The sequence below is a fragment of the Pseudooceanicola profundus genome, assembly GCF_054919315.1.
The window spans coordinates 4,236,308-4,253,540 of record NZ_CM142898.1 but is presented as its reverse complement, the minus strand read 5'-3'; the positions used below and the strand labels follow the sequence as shown (position 1 = coordinate 4,253,540).

The following is a 17,233-nucleotide window of genomic DNA, read 5'->3' as shown; positions in this document are numbered from 1 at the left end:
TGATCCATGACACGAGGCCCGGACAGGCGTCAATTGAACAGTGTACTATTGCCGCGAGAGGCAGTGTTCCGCGCGGTTTCGCCGCCCAAAACGCAGGCGCGTCAGGGGGCGCGTCAGCGGGCGCGGCGGGCTTCCAGCCCGAGGATCAGCGTGTCCAGCAGCAGTTCGAACCCGCCATCGAGCGGTGAGTCGGAGCCGTTGCGCCAGCGGGTCACGAAGGCGCGGTTGCGCATCTCGGGGTAGGAGGAGGTCAGCAGCGGATACTCCTGCGGGTCGAGCTGGTTCATCCGTTCGTCGAAACTCTCGGCCCAGTCCTCCGAGCCTTCCGGCGCGGGGCCGAGCTCCATGGTGATGAAGCCCTCCAGCCCGCCGACGAGCGCGTTGAACGCATTGACCCGGTCCTGCCCGTCGAAGCCCGCCTGTTGCAGCGCCTGCAGGATGATCTCGACCCAGGGCGCATTCGGGGCGCCGTTGGATTTCATCTGCGCGCCCAGCAGGGGGGCGGCGTTGGGGTGTTCATGCAGCCGCGCCCGGAACCGGCGGAAGAGGGTGCGGAGCGTCTCGCGCCAGTCGGGGCTGACCTCTTCCGGGGGCATCAGGTTGGCGGTCAGCCCGCCCGATATCTCGCCGAAGAGATCGGCCTTGGAGCCGCCGACGTGCCAGTAGATCGCCGCTGGATAGACCTTCAGCTGTCGCGACAGCTCCCGGATCGAGAAGGCCCCAAGCCCGTTCTCGTCGATCAGTCGAATCGCCTCTGCGATGATCTGCTCCTTCGTGAGGCCGATGGCGGCCGCCCGACCGAGCGCAGGTTTTTTGGTGCTTTTGTCGCTCATAAATTCAGCGCCCTCCCGGACCTCGCTCTCCGCCCTCCTGACGGCTGTCGACAATTGTACAATGCGCAATTGACGGCGGGGCAATATTTGATCAGCGTACAATAAAACCACGCACCGGCAACTAATTCGTGCTCAAACGATCCTCTGCCGGGGCCCGATTTCCGCGAATGCAGGGAGAGAGGGCACAGAACAGGGACGCTCCGGCCTATGCAAGCCATTCCGATCATTATCTTTTCTTTTGTCCTGCTGATCGGGGGGGCAGTTCTGGCGCATATCATCGGCGCGGCCTCCATCCTGACCTTCCTCGCGCTCGACCGGGCGCGGTTCCTCGCGGCCGCACCGCAGCGCATCCTCGCGAATATCGACCTCTTCTCGCTCATGTCGATGCCGCTCTTCATCCTCGCCGGGGAGATCATGAACCGCGCGGGCGTCACCCAGGCGCTGCTCGATCTGGCCTCGGCGATGATGGCGCGGCTGCGCGGTGGCCTGGGCCATGTGAACATCCTCACCTCGGTCTTTTTCGCAGGGATTTCAGGCTCCGCCGTGGCGGATGCGGCCTCGGTCTCCAACACGCTGGTGCCGGCGATGAAGAAGAACGGCTACCCGATGGATTACGCCTGCGCGATCACCGCGGCCTCCTCGGTCATCGGGCCGATCATCCCGCCCTCGATCACGCTGATCTTCTACGGCGCGCTGATGCAGACCTCGGTCACGGCGCTCTTCATCGCGGGCATCGTGCCGGGCATCCTGATGGCGCTCGTGCTCTTCGGGCTGAATGCCTATATGGCCAAGAAGTACGATCACCCCCGGGGCGAGAAGGTGGCCTTCCCGGTCTTCCTCAAGCGTCTGTGGCGCGCCATGCCGGCGCTGCTGATCCCGATCGTGATCATGGGCGGCATCGTCTTCGGCATCATGACGCCCACCGAGGCCGCCGCCGTCGCCGTGCTCTGCGCGATTGTCGCGGGCATGATCTATGGCCAGATGACCCTCAAGGGGCTCTATGACTCGCTGCACCGCACGGCGATGATGACCGGCTCGATCTTCGTGCTGCTGGCCGCCGTGGCGATCTTCGGCTACCTCGCGGGGATCGAGCAGATCCCGCGTTACCTGTCGGGCGTGATCGAGAACCTCGGCCTCGACGGCTGGCGCTACCTGCTGCTGCTGAACGTGATCTTCCTGATCGTGGGCACCTTCCTGGACGTGCCGGTGGCGCTTGCGCTCTTCGTGCCGCTGCTGGCGCCGCCCGCGCTCGCCATGGGGGTCGATCCGATCCACCTCGGCATCGTGATCCTCGTGAACCTGATGATCGGCCTCGTGACGCCGCCACTGGGGGCGGCGCTGCTGGTGGTCTCGACGGTGACCAAGGTGCGCTACTGGTCCATCGCGCGGGCGGTGCTGCCCTTCCTCGTGGTGCAGATCATCCTGCTGATGGTGCTGACCTTCGTCCCCGAAATCACGCTCGCCGTGCCGCGCGCGCTTGGATACTGAGGAGAGCCCGATGAAACTCGTCGCGAAAATCGCAGAGGCGCTCTACACGCTGTCCCGCCGGGTCAACACGGCGGCGGGCTTCGTCTCGGTTCTCTGCTTCGGGGCCATGCTGCTGGTCGTGCTGTTGCAGGTGGTGGCGCGCTACATCTTTGCCTCGCCGCCGTTCTGGACCGAGGAGCTGGCCCGGTGGCTGATGATCTGGGGCGGGCTGCTGGGGGCGACCGTCGCCTTCCACACCCACGCCGATCCCTCGCTGGTGACGCCCGCGCCGGAAAGCTTTGCAAAGATGACGATCCGCGCCGTGACCCGCGCCGTGGCGGCCTGGCTCTTCTTCCTGCCGGTGCTGAACTATTCCTATCCCTTCGTGCTCCGGCAGATGACGCGCCTCTCCGAGGGGCTGGGGATCTCCACCGCATGGATGTCCATGGCGCTGCCGGTGACCTGCATCATCATCTGCCTGCACGGCCTCTCGGGCCTCGGGCTGATCTTCTCGGCCCGCGTCCGCGAGCAGGAGGCCGCCCTCCAGCACGAGGCGATCGGGACCGAACCCGCCTAAGACCTGAACCAATAAAAGCATAGATATTCCAACGGAGTTATGACCCCATGTTCAACCGCTTCCTGATGGCCGCCACGAGCGTTCTGGCGCTGTCCTCCGCCCCGCTGATGGCCGCCAGCGTGAACCTTGCCGAGGACTCGATCCCCGATATCGAGAACTCGGGCACCGCGCTCTGGTCGCATACCTTCATCGAGAGCCTGGCCGCCGCCGGCTGGGATACCGAGGTCTTCCCCTACAACACCATCGGTGGCGAGGACGAGCGCCTCGACCAGGTCCGTACCGGTATCCTCGACATCTCCATGTCGGACTACCGCGTGTCGGTGGAATTCGCCCCCGAGATGCGCGTGCCGCAGCTGCCCTACCTGTTCTCGGGTGAGGCGCATTACTCCAAGTTCATGCATGAGTCCGACTTCCTCGCCGGTGTGAACGAGACCCTGCTGCCCGAAGGCTTCCAGGTGCTGTCCTCGGTGGGCCTCGGCCCGTTCTCGGGGCTCTACAACAACAAGGCCGAGATCAAGACGGCCGCGGACATGCCGCAGCTGCGGATGCGCGCCCTCGACACCATGCAGATGGACCTCTTCTCCAAGCTGGGCGCCTCGGGCGTCGTGGTGCCCTGGACCGAGGTGCCGAACGCGATCCAGACCGGCGTGGCCGATGGCTACATCAACCCGGTGGGCGTGGCGCTGACCTTCGGCCATATCGACCTCTTCGACTATTTCACCGACTTCAAGGTGATCCCGGCCGTGCGCGTCGCCATCGCCTCGACCATGTGGCTCGACGGGCTGAGCGACGAGGAAAAGGCACAGGTGGATGAGGCCGTGGCCGCCGCCGACGCCGCTGTCGACGCCTGGATCCCCACCGTGGACGAACGCCAGAAGGGCGAGATCGCGGATGCCGGCATCAAGGTCTACCAGCCGACCGCCGAGGATCTGAAGACCTTCGCCGATGCTGCCGCCCCGATGGCCGAGAACGTGGACGGCGTCGAGCCGGCCCGCGTGCAGGAGATCATCGCGGACATCAAGTCCTACGCCGAGTGATCGGTTGAGCGCCGGGCCCCACGGGGCCCTGCCGGAACGTGGCCGGTTCCGTTTCCCCTTCACGGGGCCGGCGTCCCCCCTGCGGTGCATGTGTCTCCCGTTGTGCGCCACAGGGTTATTCGCCCGGGCCGCAGGCGCGCGGTTCGGGCGCCTTTTTTAAAGATTACAGGAGCTTCCAGAGATGAGCGCGCAGGCATCCTTCGACATCGTCATCCGCAATGGCCGGGTGATGGACCCCGAAACCGGCCGGGATGAAATCGCCGACGTGGGGATCAAGGGCGACAAGATCGCCGCCATCGGCCAAAGCCTCGCTGCCGGGGCCAAGGAGATGGACGCCGAGGGCAAGATCGTCTGCCCCGGTTTCGTCGACATCCACGCCCACGGCCAGTCGATCCCGGCGGACCGGATGCAGGCCTTCGACGGGGTGACCACCTCGCTGGAGCTCGAGATCGGCGCGCTGCCGGTGGCGGACTGGTACTCCGGTCAGGCCAAGACCGGCCGCGTGCTGAACTACGGCTGTGCCTCGGCGTGGATCATCGCCCGCATGGCCGCGATGACGGAATTCCCGCTGGATGCGGGCATCAAGCCGCTTGAGGCCATGGGCTACGGCGCCAAGGACACCCGCTGGTCGACCGAGGCCGCCACCAACGAGCAGGCGCAGGAGATCGTGCGTCTGGTCAAGGAGGGGCTCGACGCGGGCGCCATCGGCGTCGGCATCCCCAACGGCTATGCCAAGGGCGCCGGGCTGAAGGAGCTGACGTGGATCTGTGACGCCGCGAAGTCGGTCGAGTCGCCCACCTTCACCCACGTGGCCTTCGCCTCGAACATCGACCCGCAGTCCGGCGTCGAGGCCTATGTGCGCATCATCGGCCTCGCCGGGGCCACCGGCTGCGACATGCACATCTGCCACCTGAACTCCACCAGCCTGCAGGACGTGGAACACGCGATCACCGTGCTGCGCAAGGCGCAGGAGCAGGGGCTGCCCGTGACGGTCGAGGCCTATCCCTATGGCACCGGCTCCACCGTCGCCTCGGCCGGGTTCCTGCGCGCGCCGGACTTCCGCGAGAAATCTGGCGGCGACTACAAGGACATTGAACTGGTCCGCAACCGCCGCCGGATGGAGAGCCGCGAGGATGTCCTCGCCGTGGGGGATGAGAACCCGAGCGAACTGATCCTGTGGCACTTCCTCGACGTGGCCAACAACGAACGCCACCAGGAGCTGCTGGACATGTCCGTGGTCTATCCCGGCGGCGCCATCGGCTCGGACGCGATGCCGTGGATCAAGCCGGACGGGTCGCTCTACGAGGGCACCGAATGGCCGCTGCCGTCCGATGTCTCGGCGCACCCGCGGTCCTCGGCCTGCTTCGTCAAGTTCATGCGCGACTACGTCCGCGACCGGAAGCTGGTGCCGCTGATGGAGGGCATCGCGAAATGCACCACGATCCCCTCGGCAGTGATCGAGAAATGCACGCCCCAGATGCGCACCAAGGCCCGCCTGCAGGAGGGCATGGACGCCGATATCCTCGTCTTCGATCTTGACGCGCTCGACGACAAGGCCGACTTCTCGAACATGACCCAGGTGTCCGAAGGCGTGATCCATCTCATCGTGAACGGCGTGCCCGTGATCGAGAAGGCGACGCTGGCCGAAGAGGCCCTGCCGGGCCGGGCGATCCGCCGATGAGCCTGCCGGTTCTTGTCGTCACCGGGGCCCTCGGCGCCGGCAAGACCACCCTCATCAACCGCCTGCTGGCGGGGGATCACGGGCGGCGCATCGCGGCCATCGTGAACGACTTCGGCTCGATCAACATCGACGCCGACCTGATCGCCGGGTCCACCGAAGAGGTGGTGGGCCTGCGCAACGGCTGCATCTGCTGCACGCTTCAGGGGGATCTTCTGCGCACGCTGAAGATCCTCTTCGATCAGGACCCGCGCCCCGAGATGATCGTGATCGAGGCCTCGGGCGTGGCCGACCCGGCGGGCATCGTCGAGGCGCTCTACGATCCCGTCATCTTCTCCCATGCGGCGCTGGAGGCGGTGGTCTGCGTGCTGGATGCCGAGGCGCTCGCCGACGATCCCAAGATCGCGGAGGATGACCTCTGGCAGGCGCAGCTGGCCGGGGCCGACATGGTCGTGCTCTCCAAGGCGGCGGGGCTGGCGGAGGATCAGCTGGCCCGCATCCACACCCGTCTGGGGGCTGGCGGCCACCGTCAGGTGATCGACCCGGAGCGCGACACCTCCGACCTTGAAATGCTGCTGCTGGAGCCGGAGACGATCCGCTCCGCCGCCGGGCCGCGCATCGCGGGGCAGAAGCCGCGCGTCGTGGACGCCGGGCGGTTCGCCACGGTGGAATGGGTCGTGGACCGGGCGATTTCCCTGCCGCGGTTTCAGGCCGCCATGCAGCAGATCGCGCCGGGGCTGCTGCGCGCCAAGGGCTTCCTGCGCACGCAGGAACATCCGGGCCAGCAGCTCATCTTCCAGCTGGTCGGCCGCCGCGCCGCCGTCTCGCAGGGCGATCCTGCGGGGCCTGAGGGCTGCCGCCTTGTCCTGATCGGCCGGGCGGGGGAGTTCGACGCCGAGGGCGCGCGCGAGGTGCTGGACCTCTGCTGAGGTCCGCACCGGTCGCACTCAGGGGGCCGCTACAGTCCCGTCGCCTGCCCCCCGGCCTCAACCGAAGATCGCCACCATCTGCCGCGCGCCCGCGATCCGGTAGCCCTCGGGCGACCAGATGTCCATGTTCTGCACCGAGTACCCGTCGCCCGCCGCCTGCGAGGTGGAGTGCAGCAGCACCCATTCCACCCGCTCGGGGATACGCGCCACGTCCAGCTGCCACGAGATCGTCGCCACCGGCGCGGGCGCCGTCATGGCGGTCAGCGCGGCGGGCGGCGGGCAATCGGCGATGCAGGTCATGGCGATGACCGGCGCAAGGTCGGCGCGCTCGTTCAGGCGGACCCAGAGATGGAACTCCGGCTCGGTCGCGCCGGAGACGGGCAGGGCGCCCGCCGCGCGGCGGACCTCGAAGTTGTGGAAGAAGGCCGGGCCATTGTCCCGGGGCGGGACGAGGCGGCTGTCCTCGGGGCCGGGCAGGTGCCCGGGGCGGGGGAAGCGATCATGCCGCACCTCGCTCTCGCGCGGTGCGCCAAAGACGAAGGTGCCGCGCGCACAGGTCTTGCCCGCGCTCTCGCAGGTCAGCCCGACGAAGCCGGTGGAGCGGCCTCGGCGCAGGATCTCGGCGTCGAACCGGGCCTCGGAGGCGGGCGGCGCCATGAACATCATCTGCGCCGAGCGCAGCGGCGGCAGCTCCGGATCGGCCCGCAGGGCGCTCTCGAGCCCGAGCGCGGCGACCAGCCCGCCAAAGACCGTCCGGCCCTGCATCCATGTCTCGGGGATATGCGCCTGCTGTGCGGCGCCATCGGCGGTCATGCCGGCGATGATCTGGGCCAGTGATGTCATCTCGTCCTCCTGTCTCCTCCCGTCCTGTTAACCACGCGGAAGCGGGCGGCGGAAGGGCCTCGGCCTAGGCGACGGAGGGTGACGCAGCGCTCTTCCGCGGCGCGGAAATTGCGGGCGTTGCGTGTGTATCGAAGGGGCGGTGTGGGTCAGGGATCGCGTGCCGATGGTCCTGCCGCGCGGGTCCGCCTGTGCGGCGGCGTGTCGGTGCCGCGAAGCGGGAGATCGGGCGCCGCGTGATCGGGTGCGAAGGCGCCGCGAGGTGACCGTCCCCGCCGGTGCCCGCAGACGAAAATGCCCGACCATGGCCGGGCATTCCGCGTTACGATCGGGGCGTCGTCAGACCTTGCGCAGGGCCAGCACCGCGTTCAGCCCGCCAAAGGCGAAGGCGTTCGACAGTGCCACGTCGACCTTGGCCTCGCGGGCCTCGTTGGGCACCACGTCGAGGGCGCATTCCGGGTCCGGTTCCTCGTAGCCGATGGTCGGCGCGATGACCCCGTCCCGCAGCGCCATGATGCAGGCCAGCAGTTCCACCGCGCCGGTGCCGCCGATCAGGTGGCCATGCATCGACTTGGTCGAGGAAATCATCAGGTTGTCCGCATGTTGGCCGAAGGCATCCGCCACCGCCGCGCATTCGGTCTTGTCATTGGCCGCCGTCCCGGTGCCATGGGCGTTGATATAGCCCACTTCCTCGGGGTTGATGCCGCCGTCCTTCATGGCGCCTGCAATCGCCCGGGCCGCGCCCTGCTTGGAGGGCATGACGATGTCGGAGGCGTCCGAGGTCATGGCAAAGCCCACGACTTCCGCGAGGATCTCGGCACCGCGTTTCTTGGCGTGTTCCATCTCCTCGAAGACGAAGACGCCGGCCCCTTCGCCCTGCACCATGCCGTTGCGGTTCATGGAGAACGGGCGGCAGGCATCCTTCGACATGACGCGCAGCCCTTCCCAGGCCTTCACGCCGCCGAAGCAGAGCATGGATTCCGATCCGCCGGTCACCATCGCCGGCGCCATGCCGAGGCGCACCATCTGGAAGGCCTGCGCCATGGCGTGGTTCGACGAGGCACAGGCGGTGGAGACGGTGAAGCTCGGGCCCTTGAGGTTGTACTCGATGCTGACGTGGCTGGCGGCCGCGTTGTTCATCAGCTTGGGCACGACGAAGGGATGGACCCGGTTCTTGCCCGCCTCGTAGACCGCGCGGTAATTCTCGTCCCAGGTCGAGACGCCGCCGCCGGCGGTGCCGAGCACCACGCCGGACCGCGCCGCCAGTTCGCCGATGAATTCGAGCCCGGACTGCTGGATCGCCTCTCGGGCGGCGAAGAGGGTGAACTGGGTGAAGCGGTCATAGAGCGCCATCTGCTGGCGGTTGAACTCGCCCTCGGCCTCGAAGCCCTTGACCTGACCGCCGATCTGGATCGACAGCCGCTCCACGTCCTGGATCTCGAGCTGGCCGATGCCGCAGCGGCCCTCGCGCATGGAAGCGAACGTCTCGGAAACAGAATGGCCGATTGCGTTGATCGTGCCGGCACCGGTAATGACGACTCTCTTCACGCGTGCTGTTCCGCCACCAGCTTCTCGATCCCAGCCACGATGGTCGCCACGTTGGAGATGTCGAAATCGCTCTCCTGCGGCTCGTTGGCATTGAAGGGCACCTGGATGTCGAAGGCTTCCTCGATGGCGAAGATGCTCTCCACGAGGCCGAGCGAGTCGATGCCGAGGTCCTCGAGGGTCTGGTCCATGGACACGTCGCCCGGTTCCAGAACCGCCTGCTCCGCGATGATCGCGATCACCCTGTCCTTCACGCTGGTCATGCCGGGCTACTCCCCTTGTGCGATTGCCGCTGATTTAGTCGCTCTGGCCGTCCTTGAAAACCGCTTTCTTCAACTCCGCGACCTCGCGGAAGAGACGGGGCAGGCGACGCTGTGCCTTGTAGCCTTCGAGCTGGGTTTCCATCTTGATCGCCGGGTTGCCGAGGATCACCTGACCTGCCGGAACCCGCGTGCGGATGGCAGAGCCGCCTCCGCAGACCACGTTGTCGCCGATGGTGATGTTGTCCGACACCCCCACCTGGCCGCCGAGCACGACGTTGTTGCCGATCCTGGTCGAGCCCGCGATGCCGACCATCGAGGCAAAGAGACACTCGTTCCCGATGACGACATTGTGGCCGACCATGCAGAGGTTGTCGATCTTGGTGCCGTTGCCGACCTGCGTGGGCCGGATCGTGCCTGCGTCGACACAGGCATTCGCGCCGATCTCCACGTCGTCGCCGATGATGATCCCGCCGAGCGAGTGGATGCGGACCCAGCCCTGCGCTTCGGTGCCCGAGGCATCGCCGAGGGTGTGGCGGGCCTTTTCGACCGCGTTCACCTCGGGCGTCACATAGGAGAAGCCGTCGAAGCCGATGGTCGCACCGGGCTGCGCAAGGAACCGGTCGCCGATCTGCGCGCGCGGCCCGACACGGACCTGCGCGTTCAGAAGGCCGCCTGCACCGATGCGCGCGTCCTGTCCGACGAAACACTGTGGCCCGATGACGGTGCCTTCGCCGATCACGGCGCCGGCGGAGATCACCGCGAAGGCGCCCACGCTGACGCCCTCGGCCAGGATGGCCGTGGGATCGACAGAGGCGTTGGGATCAATCCCCTCGGGGTAGCCGGGGCCGGGGTAGAAGGCGCGGGTCAGGCCGGCCATGGCCATGCGCGGGCGCGGTGCGACGATGGCGGCCTTCAGGCCGAGGGCCTCCCAGTCGGCGCCCTCCCAGACCATGGCGGCACGGGCCTGGCCCTTGCTCAGGCCGTCGGCGTAGTCCGGCTTCATCGCGAGGGCGAGGTCCTCGGCCCCTGCGGCGGCGGGCTCGGCCACGCCGGTCACGGTGATGGAGCCGTCGCCAAGGGCGGTGGTGCCAAGGGCGGCGGCTATGCTCTCGATGCTGTGGCGCATGGGGTCCCCCTGTCGTGCAGGGGCAGGCTTACCCCTGAACGCCGCGCAGCGCCACCCCTGCCGCCTGCATGGCCTCCCAGATGCGCGCATCCCGGCCATAGATGTCCCGGCGGTAGGTGACCTTGCCGGTCGCCTCGGTGACGGCGGTGCGGTAGATCAGGTGCACCGGCACCGGCGTGTCCAGGGTCACGCGGGTCTCGCGGCCGGTCCGCAGCCTGGACTGGAAGAAGGCCTCGGGATCGTCCTCCTGAAGCGCCAGCAGCGCATAGGCGAAATCGAAGGGTTGTTGCAGGCGGATACAGCCGTGGCTGAAGTCCCGCACCTCGCGGTCGAAGAGGGATTTCGACGGCGTATCATGCAGATAGATGTTGTACTTGTTCGGGAACATGAACTTCACCAGCCCGAGCGCATTGCGCGAGGACGGCGGCTGCTTGATGTCGAAGGGGAAGTTCCGGGCGTTCAGCGCCGAGAAGTTCACCGCCGCCCGGTTCACCACCTGGCCGCGTGCGTTGATCAGGTTGAGGTGCGAGGCCGCGTTCGGGTTCTTCTTGAACATCGGCAGGTATTCTTTGACCGCGATGGAGCGGGGCACGTTCCACGTCGGGTTGATGACGAGGTATTCCATCTCGTCCGAGAACTCCGGCGTGCGGCGGTCGGGGATGTTCTTGCCGATGACCGAGCGGGTCTCGAAGGTGGTGATCCCGTGGTCGATGATCTTGGCGTGGAAGTCGGTCAGGTTGACGAGGACATGGCGATCGCCGCGTTCCTTGTTCATCCAGCGTTCCCGCTCCATCGCCACCATGATCGAGCGCAGGCGGTCCGCCATGGAGACGTTGATCTCGCCAAGGGTGCCGGGCCCGGCGACGCCGTCCTCGGCGAGGCCGTGATCGGCCTGGAAGGCGCGGATCGCGTCGGTCATCGTGCTGTCGTAGCGGTCGCTCAGCGAGCGCTCCATGTAGCCCATGGCGATCAGCCGGTTGCGCAGCAGGACGACGTTGCGCCCCTGAGCGCCGGGTTCCAGCTTGCCCACGGGCACGACGGGGCCCCAGCCGCCCGCGGCCACGGATTTTTCCATGTCCAGCTTGGCGCGCATCAGGCGCAGGTATTCATGGGTGCGCGGGGGCAGGGAGCGCATGAAGGCCGACGGATCGTTGCCCGCCACGCCGGCCAGCAGTTCCGCATGGTCGCGATAGGGGATTTCGCGCACGATCAGCGGATCGATCTTCGAGGGCGTGACCATGCCGGTCTGCACGTCGCGGGCGTAGCGCAGGAAAAGTTTGGAGAAACCCACCTCCACCAGCCCGAGGTCCCGTTCGCTGCGCACCGCACGCGCCTTGTCCAGCAGCCCGTCGAGGTCATAATCGCCCACCGCCAGCCCGTGATCGCTCGCCCCGGCGATTGCCTGCACCAGTGCCTGCCGCCGCGCCTGCGCCGCCGCGTCGGTGCCGGTCCAGATCGGAGCGAACCCGTTTTCGCGGTAGAAGGCCGCCATTTCGCGGTCCCGCGACGCGGTCTCGGCGACGGCCTGACGGAAGGCGAGGGAGACATCGGCATGGCCTGCCGAAGGGGCGGTCATGGCGAGGGGAAGTGCTACGGCAAGAGCAAGAACGGCGGTCTGAAGGCGGCGGACCCGGAGAGACGCGGGCAAAAAGGGCATTTGGGAAACCTCATTCGAATGTGGTTGGGACAAGCCTGCTGGGGCGCAGGCGGACTGTCCAGCGATGGCGCGCGGAAAGCTAAATTTCTCCGGAACTTGATGTATTTCCACTACGGAGCCGATGAAGCTTAACGGGGCCTTAAGGAACGCCCTCGGAATGGTTCCATTCTGGGCGAAAAGCTGAGGAAACCCAGCAAAAATCCGCCGAATTCCGCCGATCCGTGGGATGCCAAGGAATTTCGTCTTGGGCCGGGCAGTCGTGCGTGCAATAACAATCGCACTTGGGGAATATTTGGCAGAGCCCGCGTAACATCGCGGCAACAGGTAAGAGACGGGACAGACCACCAATGACGACCACGAACGGCTCGAAGAGCTTTTCGCGGCGCGCCCTACTGGGTGCGTTCGCGGCCACGGCTGTAGTTGCAGCCCCGACCTATTCACAAGCAGCCGGATTTCTGCGTGGCGCAGGCGACGTTCGCCGCCTGCACATGTACAGCCCGCGCACCGGCGAGCGCCTCAACATGATCTACTGGATCGAGGGGGACTACATCCCCGAGGCGATGCAGGAAGTGACCCACTTCATGCGCGACTGGCGCAACGACAAGCACCTCACGATCGACGGCCGCACCATGGATGTCATGGCTGCCGCGCATCGCCTGCTTGATCCCGGCGAGCCCTACATGCTGCTCTCCGGCTACCGCTCGCCCGAGACCAACGCGATGCTGCGCTCCCGCTCCAGCGGTGTGGCCAAGAACTCGCTCCACATGAAGGGCCAGGCGGCCGACCTGCGGCTCAAGTCGCGCTCGGTCAACCAGATGTACAAGGCCGCGGCGGCCTGCCATGGCGGCGGCGTCGGCAAGTACTCGCGGTCGAACTTCGTGCATATGGATTGCGGTCCCGTGCGTCACTGGGGCTCCTGAGCCCCGGTCAAGACTTCAACGCCGTGAAGCCCGGCGGGTTCCATGCCCGCCACGGATTTCTGCGGTCGATTACCTGAGAAGACCTGTTCACCGGCCGTCCCTGACGTGCCGGTGTTTTTCTTTTGGGGGCAGGGCAGTAGCCACGTCGCGGCCCCGCCGAGGCCGCGCAGGGGCCCGGGCCGGAGGGGCGGGGCAGGCCCGCTCAGCGGGCCTTGAAGAGCGAGCCGAGGATGCCGCGCACGATCCGCCGCCCGGTGGTGCCTTTCAATTCCTTGATCACCGCATCCTGCAGCGCCGATCCGAAGGTGTCCTGCGACACCCGTTTCGACGAGGAGCGGGGGACGCGCGTCCCGGTGTAGCGCCGCGCCGAGGCATATTCGCGCTGCGCCACGGGCTGCGCCTCTTCCGCCGCCTCGGCCTGTTCTGCGGCCTTGGCGGCATCGGCCGCGCGCTTGGCAAGGATCTCGTAGGCGGATTCCCGGTCAAGCGTCGTGTCGTATTTCCCCGCCACCGGCGAGGCCGCAATCGCCGCGCGCCGCAGGGCCGGGTCCAGCGGTCCCAGCTGCGAGGAGGGTGGGCGCACCAGCGTCCGCTCGGCCATGCCGGGGATCCCCTTGCGCATCAGGAACGAGGTCACCGCCTCGCCGGTGCCCACCTCCCGGATCGCCTCCTCGATGGAAAAGCGCGGGTTGTCGCGGTAGGTTTCGGCGGCCTGTTTCAGCGCCTTGCGGTCGCGGGCGGTGAAGGCGCGCAGGGCATGCTGCACCCGGTTGCCGAGCTGGCCGAGGATATCCTCGGGCACATCGGCGGGGTTCTGGGTGCAGAAATAGACGCCCACCCCCTTCGAGCGGATCAGACGCGCCACCTGTTCCACCTTGTCCACGAGCGCCTTGGGGGCATCGTCGAAGAGCAGGTGCGCCTCGTCGAAGAAGAAGACCAGCCGCGGCTTGTCCGGATCGCCGACCTCCGGGAGCTCCTCGAAGAGTTCGGAGAGCAGCCAGAGCAGGAAGGTCGCGTAGAGCCGGGGCGCGGCCATCAGCTTGTCGGCGGCGAGGATCGAGATCACGCCGCGCCCGTCCGTATCGGTGCGCATCATGTCCGACAGCTCCAGCGCCGGCTCGCCGAGGAAGTTCGCGCCCCCCTCGGTCTCCAGCACCAGAAGGCGGCGCTGGATCGCCCCGATCGACTGGGTCGAGATGTTGCCGTAGCGCAGCGACAGGTCGGCGCGGTTCTCACCCAGCCAGACCAGCAGTGACTGCAGGTCCTTCAGGTCGAGCAGGGCAAGCCCCTGTTCGTCGGCCACGCGGAAGGCGATGTTCAGGATGCCCTCCTGCGCCTCGCTCAACTCCAGCAGGCGCGACAGCATCAGCGGCCCCATCTCGGAGATCGTGGTGCGCACCGGGTGGCCCTGCTGGCCGAAGAGATCCCAGAAGATCACCGGGAAGGCGGTATAGTCATAGTCCTGCAGGCCGATCTTTTCCGCGCGTTCGGTGAAGGGCGCATGGGTTCCGGCGGTGGCAGAGCCCGCGGCGGCGAGGCCGGAGAGATCACCCTTGACGTCCGCCAGCACCACGGGAACCCCGCGGGCCGAGAAGCTTTCCGCCATGATTTGCAGCGTCACCGTCTTGCCGGTGCCCGTGGCACCCGCGATCAGGCCGTGGCGGTTGGCATAGCCCAGCTTGAGCCACTGCGCCTCCGCATAGTCCGGCCCGCCGCCGCCGATGAAGATGTCCTGGTCCATTTGCCTGCCGCCCCTGTTTTCCCCTTGGTTACAGAGGGAAAATACAACCTTAACCTCTGCGTGCCAGTATCAATTCATCCGCCCGCCGCATGTCCTCGCGGGGGCGGGTGACTTCCTCCCTGTCAGACTGGCCGTGCCTTCGGGCACGGCCTTTTTTCGGGCGATGTTTCGGGCGGTGCTTCGGGCGTCCCGGGCCCGGATCGGACGCCAAGGCGCGTCACGTGACCCGGCGGGACCCTCTGCATGATGCGAAAAACAGCAGGGCCGGGGGTGTCGAAAAAAGTAGGCGGTTTTTAGCCGGTTTTTCCTGTTGACGATCCGTTACATTCCACATAGCGTCCCTCACAAGAACTAAGTCGGCCAGTCCGACGGGGAGAAAACCAAATAGAAAAGGGGCCTGTTGCGGGCCCCTTTTTGCTTTGGTCCCGCCCGTGGTTCTGCCCATGTTTTCGCGTGTGCGGAAACCAGCTTACGGTCTCCCATCACTGTTTTGTCACAGGGCGCCTGCCGGGTTTGGGGCCTGACAAGCCCCGGAGCACATGTTAGACGCAGGCCAAGTCTCCTCTGCGAACAAACAGGAAAAGCATGACCCGTATTTCCGGATTTCTGGCCACCGCGGCCATGATCGCCTTCGCCGGCGCAGCCGCCGCGCAGGACACGACCCCCGCCGAGACGACCGACGCACCCGCCGCCGATGCCGCCCCCGCGCAGGGCGAGGCCAACCGGACGCCGCTGGCGCCCGACCTCGCCATGGGCGTGACCGCCGGTCAGGACCCGAACGTGGGCCAGACCTACGTGAAGGAAGAGATCGGCGACTGGCAGCTGCAGTGCATCAAGGTCGAAGCGGGCGAAGACCCCTGCGAGCTCTACCAGCTGCTGCGCGACGAGGACGGCAACTCCGTCGCCGAGTTCAGCCTGTTCCGCGCTGCCAACCAGGGCGAGGCCGTTGCCGGTGCCACCGTGGTCGTGCCGCTGGAAACCCTGCTGCCCGCCGGCATGATGCTGGGCGTCGACGGGACCCAGGGCAAGCGCTATCCCTTCCTCTTCTGCAACCAGGTTGGCTGCTTCGCCCGCATCGGCCTGACCCAGGCGGACGTGGACGCCTTCAAGGGCGGCAAGGAAGCCACGCTGACCATCGTGCCCTTCGCGGCCCCGGACGTGAAAGTGGCCCTCAAGGTCTCCCTCATCGGCTTCACCGCCGGCTACGAGAAGGCCACCGTGCAGGAGCGCTGAACCGCCCCGCATCGCGATCTCAGGCGCCGCCCCCCGGGGCGGCGTTTTGCGTTTCCCGCCCGGGCCGCGGCAGCGCCGCAGTTTTCGGCAGGCCCGGGCCGCCCCGCGAAAAAGGGGCGGGGAAAATACATGCTCTCTTCACCTATGTGGGGCAAAGGCGCTATCCCGTTGCGCGGAGGGACTGCCTCCGCAAGACAAGGAGAGCCCCATGAGCGCCGAGACGGACCTGTCCCACTACGAGGTCGGTTATGACATCCCCGCCAAGCCCGGCATGGCGGAGGCGGAGATCCAGACGCCCTGCCTGATCCTCGACCTCGATGCGCTGGAGCGCAACGTGGTGAAGATGGGCGATTACGCCAAGGCGCACGGGATGCGTCACCGGGTGCACGGCAAGATGCACAAGTCGGTGGACGTGGCCAAGCTGCAGGAACGCATCGGCGGCGCGGTCGGCGTCTGCTGCCAGAAGGTGGCCGAGGCCGAGGCCTTCGCCCGGGGCGGCATCCAAGACATCCTCGTCTCCAACCAGGTGCGCGATCCGCTCAAGATCGACCGGCTGGCGCAGCTGCCGAAGCTGGCCGCGCGGGTGCTGGTCTGTGTCGATGACGTGGCCAATATCCAGCAGCTCTCCGATGCCGTGCAGCGCCACGGGACGGAGCTTGCCGTGCTGGTGGAGATCGACTGCGGTGCCAAGCGCTGTGGCGTGACCGATCTGGGCGACATCCTCGCCATCGCCCGCGCCACGGCCGAGGCCCCGGGCCTCACCTTCGCGGGTATCCAGGCGTACCACGGCGCCATGCAGCACATCAGCGCCTATGGCGAGCGCGAGGTGCAGCTCTCCAAGGCCATTGCGCAGGTGACCGAGGCGCGCGACGTGCTGGCGCAGGCCGGGTTCAAATGCGAGCTGATCACCGGGGGCGGGACGGGGTCCTACTACTTCGAGAGCAACTCGAACCTCTACAACGAGCTGCAGTGCGGCTCCTACGCCTTCATGGACGCGGATTATGGCCGCATCCTCGACAAGGACGGCCAGCGGATCGACCAGGGCGAATGGGAGAATGCGCTCTTCCTGCTGACCTCGGTGATGAGCGTGGCACGGGACGGGCAGGCGGTTTGCGACGCGGGGTTGAAGTCGCAGTCGGTGGACAGTGGGCTGCCGGTGATCTTCGGGCGCGATGACGTGGACTACGTCGGTTGCTCCGACGAGCACGGCACGATCAAGGACCCGGGCAACGTGCTGGAGATCAACGAGAAGCTGCGGCTGGTGCCGGGGCACTGCGATCCGACCTGCAATATCCACGACTGGTACGTGGGCGTGCGCAATGGCCGGGTGGAATGCGTCTGGCCGGTCTCGGCGCGCGGGAAGGCGTACTGAGGCGGGCGCTGCAAG

15 protein-coding genes are annotated in these 17,233 nt (G+C 66.9%); 8 read left to right on the top strand and 7 right to left on the bottom strand.

Annotated features, from left to right (window positions below; genetic code table 11):
- Window positions 1–113 precede the first annotated feature (113 nt).
- Complete coding sequence (locus ACX9MO_RS19415; RefSeq protein WP_222490204.1) at window positions 114–833, bottom strand: TetR/AcrR family transcriptional regulator; 720 nt, start codon at window positions 831–833, stop codon at window positions 114–116.
- A 207-nt stretch (window positions 834–1,040) separates the two neighbouring features.
- Between ACX9MO_RS19415 and ACX9MO_RS19410 the strand changes: the two genes are divergently transcribed.
- The 5 genes from ACX9MO_RS19410 to ACX9MO_RS19390 all read left to right on the top strand — a co-directional run bounded on the left by ACX9MO_RS19410 (window position 1,041) and on the right by ACX9MO_RS19390 (window position 6,521).
- Window positions 1,041–2,321 (top strand): TRAP transporter large permease, encoded by a 1,281-nt coding sequence (locus ACX9MO_RS19410; protein WP_462213044.1) that lies wholly within the window; start codon window positions 1,041–1,043, stop codon window positions 2,319–2,321.
- A 10-nt stretch (window positions 2,322–2,331) separates the two neighbouring features.
- On the top strand, window positions 2,332–2,877 hold the full coding sequence (locus ACX9MO_RS19405) for a TRAP transporter small permease (RefSeq protein WP_222490202.1): 546 nt from the start codon (window positions 2,332–2,334) through the stop codon (window positions 2,875–2,877).
- Window positions 2,878–2,924: 47 nt separating this feature from the next.
- Window positions 2,925–3,914 carry a TRAP transporter substrate-binding protein gene (locus ACX9MO_RS19400; protein WP_222490201.1) on the top strand — a complete coding sequence of 330 codons (990 nt, stop codon included), beginning with the start codon at window positions 2,925–2,927 and terminating at the stop codon, window positions 3,912–3,914.
- 181 nt (window positions 3,915–4,095) lie between these two features.
- Window positions 4,096–5,595, top strand: a complete 1,500-nt coding sequence (locus ACX9MO_RS19395) for an amidohydrolase family protein (protein WP_222490200.1) — start codon at window positions 4,096–4,098, stop codon at window positions 5,593–5,595.
- Complete coding sequence (locus tag ACX9MO_RS19390) at window positions 5,592–6,521, top strand: CobW family GTP-binding protein (RefSeq protein WP_222490199.1); 930 nt, start codon at window positions 5,592–5,594, stop codon at window positions 6,519–6,521. Before ACX9MO_RS19395 ends, ACX9MO_RS19390 begins: the two co-directional genes overlap by 4 nt.
- 57 nt (window positions 6,522–6,578) lie before the next feature.
- On the opposite strand, the gene ACX9MO_RS19385 is transcribed toward ACX9MO_RS19390, so the two are convergent.
- The 5 genes from ACX9MO_RS19385 to ACX9MO_RS19365 all read right to left on the bottom strand — a co-directional run bounded on the left by ACX9MO_RS19385 (window position 6,579) and on the right by ACX9MO_RS19365 (window position 11,871).
- Entirely contained in the window at window positions 6,579–7,364 is a 786-nt protein-coding gene (locus ACX9MO_RS19385) for a thioesterase family protein (protein ID WP_462213043.1), read from the bottom strand.
- 336 nt (window positions 7,365–7,700) lie between these two features.
- Window positions 7,701–8,909, bottom strand: coding sequence for a beta-ketoacyl-[acyl-carrier-protein] synthase family protein (locus tag ACX9MO_RS19380; RefSeq protein ID WP_462213042.1), 1,209 nt, complete (start codon window positions 8,907–8,909; stop codon window positions 7,701–7,703).
- Window positions 8,906–9,169, bottom strand: coding sequence for an acyl carrier protein (locus tag ACX9MO_RS19375; RefSeq protein WP_462213041.1), 264 nt, complete (start codon window positions 9,167–9,169; stop codon window positions 8,906–8,908). The genes ACX9MO_RS19380 and ACX9MO_RS19375 overlap by 4 nt, the downstream gene beginning before the upstream one ends.
- A 34-nt stretch (window positions 9,170–9,203) precedes the next feature.
- Entirely contained in the window at window positions 9,204–10,295 is a 1,092-nt protein-coding gene (locus tag ACX9MO_RS19370; protein WP_462213040.1) for a UDP-3-O-(3-hydroxymyristoyl)glucosamine N-acyltransferase, read from the bottom strand.
- Window positions 10,296–10,323: 28 nt separating this feature from the next.
- Complete coding sequence (locus tag ACX9MO_RS19365) at window positions 10,324–11,871, bottom strand: L,D-transpeptidase family protein (protein ID WP_462213039.1); 1,548 nt, start codon at window positions 11,869–11,871, stop codon at window positions 10,324–10,326.
- 428 nt (window positions 11,872–12,299) lie between these two features.
- Between ACX9MO_RS19365 and ACX9MO_RS19360 the strand changes: the two genes are divergently transcribed.
- Entirely contained in the window at window positions 12,300–12,872 is a 573-nt protein-coding gene (locus tag ACX9MO_RS19360; RefSeq protein WP_222490193.1) for a YcbK family protein, read from the top strand.
- Between the two features lie 202 nt (window positions 12,873–13,074).
- Here ACX9MO_RS19360 and ACX9MO_RS19355 read toward each other — a convergent pair whose 3' ends face one another.
- Complete coding sequence (locus tag ACX9MO_RS19355; protein ID WP_462213038.1) at window positions 13,075–14,613, bottom strand: helicase HerA-like domain-containing protein; 1,539 nt, start codon at window positions 14,611–14,613, stop codon at window positions 13,075–13,077.
- Window positions 14,614–15,198: 585 nt separating this feature from the next.
- Here ACX9MO_RS19355 and ACX9MO_RS19350 point away from each other — a divergent pair.
- Entirely contained in the window at window positions 15,199–15,846 is a 648-nt protein-coding gene (locus tag ACX9MO_RS19350) for an invasion associated locus B family protein (RefSeq protein WP_462213037.1), read from the top strand.
- Window positions 15,847–16,054: 208 nt separating this feature from the next.
- Complete coding sequence (gene bhcC, locus ACX9MO_RS19345; RefSeq protein ID WP_222490190.1) at window positions 16,055–17,218, top strand: 3-hydroxy-D-aspartate aldolase BhcC; 1,164 nt, start codon at window positions 16,055–16,057, stop codon at window positions 17,216–17,218.
- Window positions 17,219–17,233 lie beyond the last annotated feature (15 nt).

Bases quoted from the DNA above. Each gene is read 5' to 3' on its own strand.
- ACX9MO_RS19415 (WP_222490204.1), bottom strand. From the start codon at position 833: ATGAGCGACAAAAGCACCAAAAAACCTGCGCTCGGTCGGGCGGCCGCC.
- ACX9MO_RS19410 (WP_462213044.1), top strand. From the start codon at position 1,041: ATGCAAGCCATTCCGATCATTATCTTTTCTTTTGTCCTGCTGATCGGG.
- ACX9MO_RS19405 (WP_222490202.1), top strand. From the start codon at position 2,332: ATGAAACTCGTCGCGAAAATCGCAGAGGCGCTCTACACGCTGTCCCGC.
- ACX9MO_RS19400 (WP_222490201.1), top strand. From the start codon at position 2,925: ATGTTCAACCGCTTCCTGATGGCCGCCACGAGCGTTCTGGCGCTGTCC.
- ACX9MO_RS19395 (WP_222490200.1), top strand. From the start codon at position 4,096: ATGAGCGCGCAGGCATCCTTCGACATCGTCATCCGCAATGGCCGGGTG.
- ACX9MO_RS19390 (WP_222490199.1), top strand. From the start codon at position 5,592: ATGAGCCTGCCGGTTCTTGTCGTCACCGGGGCCCTCGGCGCCGGCAAG.
- ACX9MO_RS19385 (WP_462213043.1), bottom strand. From the start codon at position 7,364: ATGACATCACTGGCCCAGATCATCGCCGGCATGACCGCCGATGGCGCC.
- ACX9MO_RS19375 (WP_462213041.1), bottom strand. From the start codon at position 9,169: ATGACCAGCGTGAAGGACAGGGTGATCGCGATCATCGCGGAGCAGGCG.
- ACX9MO_RS19370 (WP_462213040.1), bottom strand. From the start codon at position 10,295: ATGCGCCACAGCATCGAGAGCATAGCCGCCGCCCTTGGCACCACCGCC.
- ACX9MO_RS19365 (WP_462213039.1), bottom strand. From the start codon at position 11,871: ATGACCGCCCCTTCGGCAGGCCATGCCGATGTCTCCCTCGCCTTCCGT.
- ACX9MO_RS19360 (WP_222490193.1), top strand. From the start codon at position 12,300: ATGACGACCACGAACGGCTCGAAGAGCTTTTCGCGGCGCGCCCTACTG.
- ACX9MO_RS19355 (WP_462213038.1), bottom strand. From the start codon at position 14,613: ATGGACCAGGACATCTTCATCGGCGGCGGCGGGCCGGACTATGCGGAG.
- ACX9MO_RS19350 (WP_462213037.1), top strand. From the start codon at position 15,199: ATGACCCGTATTTCCGGATTTCTGGCCACCGCGGCCATGATCGCCTTC.
- bhcC (WP_222490190.1), top strand. From the start codon at position 16,055: ATGAGCGCCGAGACGGACCTGTCCCACTACGAGGTCGGTTATGACATC.